Origin of the sequence: Psychrobacter sp. BI730 (assembly GCF_013414195.1) — a bacterium.
GTDB lineage: Bacteria > Pseudomonadota > Gammaproteobacteria > Pseudomonadales > Moraxellaceae > Psychrobacter.
Window position 1 is genome coordinate 260,627 of the sequence record NZ_JAATTV010000004.1, and the last position, 6,711, is coordinate 267,337.

Here is a 6,711-nt window from a genome sequence, read left to right on the forward strand (position 1 = left end):
CCTATGAATGACCTGCTCCAATCCCCTACACGGCGGCAACTGCTATCCATGATAGGCAAGACGGCAGGCGCGACCGCGATGTATCAAGCGATGACCACGTTGGGGTTTGCATCCGAGTCGAGCTTTAAAGAAGAGATGAATCTCAAAGGCGCACCTGCTGGCGCAAGTATCGTGGTTTTGGGTGCAGGATTGGGTGGTCTAACTGCTGCCTATGAGCTGCGAAAAGCAGGCTATAAAGTCACCGTGCTTGAGTACCAAAATCGTGGCGGTGGACGTAGCTGGACACTCAATAGTGGTGACAAATACACTGAATTAGGCGGTGCTGAAGTTACTTGCGACTTTAAAAAAGGCAATTACTTCAATGGCGGACCATGGCGACTGCCCATCCACCACTATGCGGTCTTTCATTACTGCAAAAAGTTCGGTGTGGCATTGCAGCCTTTTATCCAAACCAATGATCGCGCTTATCTACATCGTACCAATCACTTTAACGGCGCGCCACAGCGTTTAGGCGAAGTACAAAGCGATATTCGTGGTTATGTATCAGAGTTATTGTCCAAAGCCTTAAATAAAGGCAGTCTCGATAGTACGATCAATAAAGAGGACAAAGAAAAATTACTCGAAGGTCTCAAGGGCTGGGGCGTGTTAGATACCAGCTACCGTTACGTCAAAAGCCATGAGACTGGTAAGCATCGTGGCTATAGTGTATATCCCGGTGGTGGTCTTATGCCAGATGCCAAGCCATCAACCCCCATACCGATGGACAAATTACTAGACTCAGGCATGTGGTCGGATATTTATACCAACTATACCGTCCATGTACATCAACCAACGATGTTTCAGCCTGTCGGCGGTATGGGAAAAATTGGTGATGCCTTCACGCGTGAGTGTCGCGAAATGATCACATTCAATGCTAAAGTCACCAAAATCAATCAAGACGAAACTGGGGTTACCATTGACTATGTCGATAGCAATAGCCCTGACAGTGAAGCCAAAACAGTGCGCGCAGATTGGTGCATTTGTACGATTCCCTTGTCTATATTGACTCAGATTGATATCAACGTCTCCGCGCCAATGAAACAAGCGATGGCAGCCGTCCCTTATGACAGCTCGTATAAAGTAGGTTTGGAGTTTAAGAGGCGTTTTTGGGAAGAGGATGAATGGATCTATGGCGGTATCACTTATACTGACATGCCCATCTCGCAAATCTCCTACCCGTCACAAGATATGTTTAGCTCAGGCTCGGGCGTGCTACTTGGCGCGTATGGATTTGGGGAAGCCTCATACAAATTTAACTCATTGACACCCAAAGAACGTATCAATGCCGCGCTCGCCTATGGCAAACAGATTCATCCGCAATATACCAAAGAGTTCCGTTCGGGCACGTCTGTCGCATGGCACCGTATCCCTTGGTCACTTGGCTGCTACGGTATTTGGAGCGAGTCAAGTCGTGAGCAGTACTATGAGACATTATGCGAGATAGATCATCGTATTGTGTTAGCAGGAGAGCATTGCTCACATATTCCTGCATGGCAAGAGGGCGCGATATTATCCGGTATGGATGCTGCCAAACGCTTACATCAAAAGGCCAAGAAACTTGGATAGCTAACTTTTGAGTAATGAGCTTTGAATAACCAGTCTGCCGTTGAAGCAAGGATGATAACAATGAGACTAAGCACATTAGGAACAATTATGAACGTGGTGACAGCAAACTCAATCAAATTATCTAGCTCGAGCAAGGCAATAATAATGCTCATGGTCGGCGGGTCGATAGCGTTAACAACGTTGCCAGGCTGTAGTCAGAATAGAACCAAAAACGCAGCTACTATCGCCAACCCGCAGACAGCACCCATGATATTTGACAACAGTTTTGACAATCAAGCCAGTCGCAATCAAGGTGCATGGGGCGGCGTATATATGTCCAAAGCAGAATTGGCTGAATCTACTACCAATATAGTCGATGTACGCTCAATACCAAAGATGAGTGAAGATGCCAGCATGCAGAAATGGCTCACTAAATTTGAAGGCAGCACCCAAGGCAAAAAGGGATTTTTTACCACTAATGGTAAAAAGCTTTACGATGACTCTTGTGCAGGTTGTCATATGCAAAAAGGTGAAGGTGCACAAGGCGCTGGCTACTATCCACCGCTAGCCAATAACAGCAAGATGCAATCGAAATACTATATTATCAGTGTGTTAATCAATGGTCTGCGCGGTATGCCATCGTTCCACCGCATGATGAGCGATGAACAAATAGCAGCCATCACACAATATGTGCATAGTGACCTAAACAATTTCACAGATAAGGTTACGACTGCTAATGTCTCACAGCTACGCCATGATTTTCCACCAGGTTCAGACCCGAGTGAATAGATGAGACACACGATGAACTAGCCACCTTATAAAATATTGAAGCTCTTACGACTAGCTTTAAATGCGTTCAGGCGGCACCGAATATGTACCAACCACATGAGCCACGATATCATCAGAGCCTTCTGAGTAAAGAGACACCTCACCCACTATCAGTGTGCGCCCTACCTTCATTAAAGTACATTCGGCGATAATACGTGCATCTGCTGATGGCTTACGCAAAAAGTTGATGGTCAGACTCGTCGTCACCGTTAATGGAACGATACCGATTTTTCCGAGTATCGCCACATAGATGGCGACATCAGCAACGGCCATCATGACAGGGCCAGAGACTGTGCCACCGGGACGCAGCTCATTTATACCAACCTCGTGTGATAAGGTCGCGCCATGTTCACTGACCGCCTCAACGATACATTTGGTTTGGGGAAACTCCAATGCCATAAAGGCACTGATTTCTTCTTTGGTTGCAGACATAAGGCTTCCTTGAATTGAACTGTCCATGTTGATTCGTTTAATACATGTATACGATCATCGCTAGATAGCAAAATCGAAACTATTTTCGCCTATACTACAGTGCTCTTTTAATACTATAAACTACGCACCGACTATACATATATCAATGTATCACGGGCGTGCCTTCTGTACTAAAGGCAAATCCTTTATTGCTAAAGTTGCCAATCATGACCGCTTCTATCACTGGTCTGACTGTCTCATCTACACCTTCGACTTCGATGATAAAGTTGGCACCAGAACCACCTTTGTCCTCTTCTTTTTCGACTATATAGTTCAGCGTGGCCATCGCTGGTAGCTCGATAGGCTTATCTAGATATGACTTGACCAATGCCCCATCTGTATCATAATAATCAATTTTATTGATATACAGTGACTTTTTGAGCGTGGTGTTACGTACACTCAGCGTCGCCGATAGCAGCACTTTGCGAGCGTCTCTATCGGTATAAATATCAGAATAAATCGGTACATAAAAGGTTTGCTTGTAACCAAACTGACTGTGATCCACGTCTGAGGTAATCGCCAACTCTTTAATCGGGTCTTTTTGATGCTCAGACAGAAGAACGTTCGGGTCTTGCGCGGACTGATCACAACCTGACAGTAGTGCCATTATAGCGATCAGTAGGACAGATATACTTCGCTTATTCATAATCATTTCCCTATACCTTCTGGTATCACTGCGATGACAAGCTGCTATTTGATTTTCACACCTACACTACGTAAGAACTGATTGATGTGTTTGTTGGCACCATAAATCACCAGTACATCGCGCTCTTGCAATACTTGCTCAGGCGTCGCCAAACCTTGAATGCTAGGCTTGCTCTGCGTACGACCAAAACTGTCTTCATAATACTCATAGCGCAACGTACTAAGCAATCGGAGATTAAACTTTTGCTCTAACTGTAAGTCGTCAACAGTCTTGCCAATCAGCACATTTGGAATCTTAATCTCTACCATGCTGAAGTTATCGCTCAATTCGAACGAATCGACAAAATAACGTAGTGACAGACGCTTGGCCCAACGATTGGCTGCTTCTTTTTCAGGGTGAATCAAATCGTCCACGCCGATGGCTTGTAGGACTTTTTCGTGTAGCGGATTGATACTACGGCTGATCAAACGTTTGGCTTTTAACGTCTTAAAGAGCGCCGTTGCCATGACATTGGCCCCTTGATCTTCGCCAATCGCCACAATGACAATATCGGTATCAACGATTGGCAATCCGCTAACCGTATATTCGTCCGTGGCATCCATACACAGCGTATGAGAAATCACTTCTTTATACGCTTCAACCCGTTGCATACTACTATCAATAGCAATCACTTCATGCCCTTGACTGGTCAATGCCGAGCCCAATGATGCACCAAAATTTCCTAGCCCTACGATGATGTACTTCATAACTTATACAACCTTTTTTAATATTTTTTTGCTATTTATTAAGAACGACACAGTCTAATTGCGACGAATTAGTTAATAGTAATCTCTTCCGTAGGATAGCGATAATTACGTTGACGCATATTTTTTAGCAGTGCAATAAAGATTGTCAGCATACTGACGCGGCCAACGAACATAATGACCGAAACCACTATTTTACTAAAATCTGATAAGTCTGCTGTCAGGTTTAAACTTAGCCCCACCGTGCTATAAGCTGAGAAGCACTCAAATACTACTTTAATCAAATCAAGCTCTGGCTGATCATAACTGATGAGCGTCACGCCCGTACCGATGACCAGTAGTGACAACCACATAATAGAAAATGCGCGGCGAACGGAAATCTCAGCAATCTCCCGTTTAAACACCTCTATCTTGGTCTGACCACGAGCTAGGCTTAATGTATTCAATAGCGCAATCGCAAAGGTACTGGTCTTAATACCACCACCTGTCGAGTTTGGCGAAGCACCAATCCACATCAAAAATATCGTCAGCATCACCGTTGGAAAAGTCAACTCACCCATATCAATGACATTGAATCCTGCCGTACGCGGGGTAGCAGCCGTAAAGAACCCTGTTATTAGCTTGCCAAGAAAACTGGTATGGTCAGCGAGCACATTATTGTATTCAAATATCATCACGCCAATCAGACCGACCAGCAATAATGCGCCTGTGGTAATCAAAGTAATACGGCTATTAATATTAAGTAACCAAGGCTGATAAGTATAGCGTTGGTCATGGCGATTTATCAGCCGCTGAGCACGATAACGTAAATACCTAAGCACATTGACCACAATAGTAAAACCCATACCACCGAAGATAAATGTCAACGCCAGAATCAGCTGTAGCGAATAATTAAAACGTAGCGAATCATCGTACAAGCCAGCACTAAAGGTAGAGAACCCAGCATTACAAAAAGCAGAAATCGCATGAAAGACCGAAAAAAATAGCTGCTCAGACCAATCCATATTGGGTATGTCATAAATACTGATATAAATCAGCGCAGCCGCTACCGCCTCGACAGCAAATGTGACGTATAAGATAGACTTGAGTGTCGACACCACATTACCCATACCGCGCATATAAGACATCTCGCTGATGCTGGCTTGTGTCTCATAGCTGACACCACCCTTAAAAAAATAACTAAAATAGGTCACAAAGGTCAAAATACCTAAGCCGCCAATTTGTATCAGCCCCATAATAATGACTTGGCCAAAAGTCGTAAAATAGGTGGCAGTATCGACGACGATAAGCCCAGTCACACAAACCGCGCTAGTCGCAGTAAAAAGCGCATCAACAAAAGACAGTGGCTGCGTCGTCGCATTAGGCATCATCAATAGCAAGGCACCAACCAGCACCACGACTAAAAAGCTTAGAATAAAAAACTGGGCAGGATGTAGAAAGGTACGATTGAGATTGAAATTGTGATCAGAGAGTTCGCGGACGAAGGTGACAAACACCGCTATCTTTATCGCGACAAAGCCATCAACGGCAGCGGACAGGCCCGAACGTACTAAGTCCGTAAAATGCGCGGTCAATAAAATGATGATGGCAATGCTAGTCAGTGCATCAAAGATGGCGACTTTATTAAGCGTTAATGGCTTTTTGGTATAGATATAACGACCAGCGGTCACCATAAAACTAAGGAAGATGATGACCAAATAGAAAATATGAAATATTTGTTGGAGCCACGTCGGTAGTGTAAAACCACTATCCAACAAGGCAATCGCTACCCCGATGACACTAATGAGAATGGTAAAATTGTTCAGTAAGCGATAACGCGCGGCTGCATTCATAGCCTGAGTCCATGACAACGATAACCACGATACTTATACTCCTTTTTTGTCGTCTCTACAAAAAGTGATTTAAGTTAATCGTAACCAATTATTGAGTCATAGTAGCTATTGATAAGCTAGATACTGATAACCAGAGCGAGATAAGAAGTGCTCATTAGGAAGTAACGGTTTTAATAACTCTATAGTTTAATGCTATCGCTTATACACATTTATTAAAATTCTTCTTTTACTTTTGCTATTTTTACACCGCCCCATGTCACCAATGCCACACCAATCGCAATTAAGGTAGCACCTAAAAATAAACCTTCTGGAGGACTCTCCCCTTGCAAAAAAATAGCGACGGGTACGCCGACAATGGCTCCTACCGCACCTAACAAACTCAGCAACACGGGCCCACCTGTCTTTTGTAATAGGAATAACAGTAAAAACTGTCCAGCAAATACGCATGCTTGTATAGCTATCATGCTTAGCGGTAGCCAATTCTCTAAAGGTACAGCAATAGAGAAATCTGACATCATACTGAATAAACCTATAGTCAATCCAAAATAAAAGAAGTACAACCCATATTATGAAATAGTTTAGGTAGATTATTCTCCATCCAACCTTG

Annotated in this window: 7 protein-coding genes; 2 read left to right on the forward strand and 5 right to left on the reverse strand. The window is 43.9% G+C overall.

Going from position 1 to position 6,711, the window contains the following annotated elements; genetic code table 11:
- Nucleotides 1–3 precede the first annotated feature (3 nt).
- Together HCZ91_RS04660 and HCZ91_RS04665 are read left to right on the forward strand one after the other, a co-directional pair.
- Complete coding sequence (locus HCZ91_RS04660) at nucleotides 4–1,605, forward strand: flavin monoamine oxidase family protein (protein ID WP_179798474.1); 1,602 nt, start codon at nucleotides 4–6, stop codon at nucleotides 1,603–1,605.
- Nucleotides 1,606–1,692: 87 nt separating this feature from the next.
- Complete coding sequence (locus HCZ91_RS04665; RefSeq protein ID WP_179798491.1) at nucleotides 1,693–2,373, forward strand: cytochrome c; 681 nt, start codon at nucleotides 1,693–1,695, stop codon at nucleotides 2,371–2,373.
- Between the two features lie 57 nt (nucleotides 2,374–2,430).
- Here HCZ91_RS04665 and HCZ91_RS04670 read toward each other — a convergent pair whose 3' ends face one another.
- The 5 genes from HCZ91_RS04670 to HCZ91_RS04690 all read right to left on the reverse strand — a co-directional run bounded on the left by HCZ91_RS04670 (nucleotide 2,431) and on the right by HCZ91_RS04690 (nucleotide 6,622).
- Nucleotides 2,431–2,844, reverse strand: a complete 414-nt coding sequence (locus HCZ91_RS04670) for a PaaI family thioesterase (protein ID WP_179798475.1) — start codon at nucleotides 2,842–2,844, stop codon at nucleotides 2,431–2,433.
- Nucleotides 2,845–2,986: 142 nt separating this feature from the next.
- On the reverse strand, nucleotides 2,987–3,529 hold the full coding sequence (locus HCZ91_RS04675; protein WP_101206454.1) for a DUF3124 domain-containing protein: 543 nt from the start codon (nucleotides 3,527–3,529) through the stop codon (nucleotides 2,987–2,989).
- Nucleotides 3,530–3,573: 44 nt separating this feature from the next.
- Nucleotides 3,574–4,275: a TrkA family potassium uptake protein gene (locus HCZ91_RS04680; protein ID WP_160022209.1), complete on the reverse strand. Its 702-nt coding sequence runs from the start codon at nucleotides 4,273–4,275 to the stop codon at nucleotides 3,574–3,576.
- 68 nt (nucleotides 4,276–4,343) lie between these two features.
- Nucleotides 4,344–6,104 carry a potassium transporter TrkG gene (locus tag HCZ91_RS04685; protein ID WP_179798476.1) on the reverse strand — a complete coding sequence of 587 codons (1,761 nt, stop codon included), beginning with the start codon at nucleotides 6,102–6,104 and terminating at the stop codon, nucleotides 4,344–4,346.
- 212 nt (nucleotides 6,105–6,316) lie between these two features.
- Nucleotides 6,317–6,622, reverse strand: a complete 306-nt coding sequence (locus tag HCZ91_RS04690; protein WP_218870042.1) for a hypothetical protein — start codon at nucleotides 6,620–6,622, stop codon at nucleotides 6,317–6,319.
- Nucleotides 6,623–6,711 lie beyond the last annotated feature (89 nt).

Excerpts from the sequence above, each read along its gene's own strand:
- HCZ91_RS04665 (WP_179798491.1), top strand. The coding sequence starts at position 1,693 with ATGAACGTGGTGACAGCAAACTCAATCAAATTATCTAGCTCGAGCAAG.
- HCZ91_RS04660 (WP_179798474.1), top strand. The coding sequence starts at position 4 with ATGAATGACCTGCTCCAATCCCCTACACGGCGGCAACTGCTATCCATG.
- HCZ91_RS04680 (WP_160022209.1), bottom strand. The coding sequence starts at position 4,275 with ATGAAGTACATCATCGTAGGGCTAGGAAATTTTGGTGCATCATTGGGC.
- HCZ91_RS04670 (WP_179798475.1), bottom strand. The coding sequence starts at position 2,844 with ATGTCTGCAACCAAAGAAGAAATCAGTGCCTTTATGGCATTGGAGTTT.
- HCZ91_RS04690 (WP_218870042.1), bottom strand. The coding sequence starts at position 6,622 with ATGATGTCAGATTTCTCTATTGCTGTACCTTTAGAGAATTGGCTACCG.
- HCZ91_RS04675 (WP_101206454.1), bottom strand. The coding sequence starts at position 3,529 with ATGAATAAGCGAAGTATATCTGTCCTACTGATCGCTATAATGGCACTA.
- HCZ91_RS04685 (WP_179798476.1), bottom strand. The coding sequence starts at position 6,104 with ATGAATGCAGCCGCGCGTTATCGCTTACTGAACAATTTTACCATTCTC.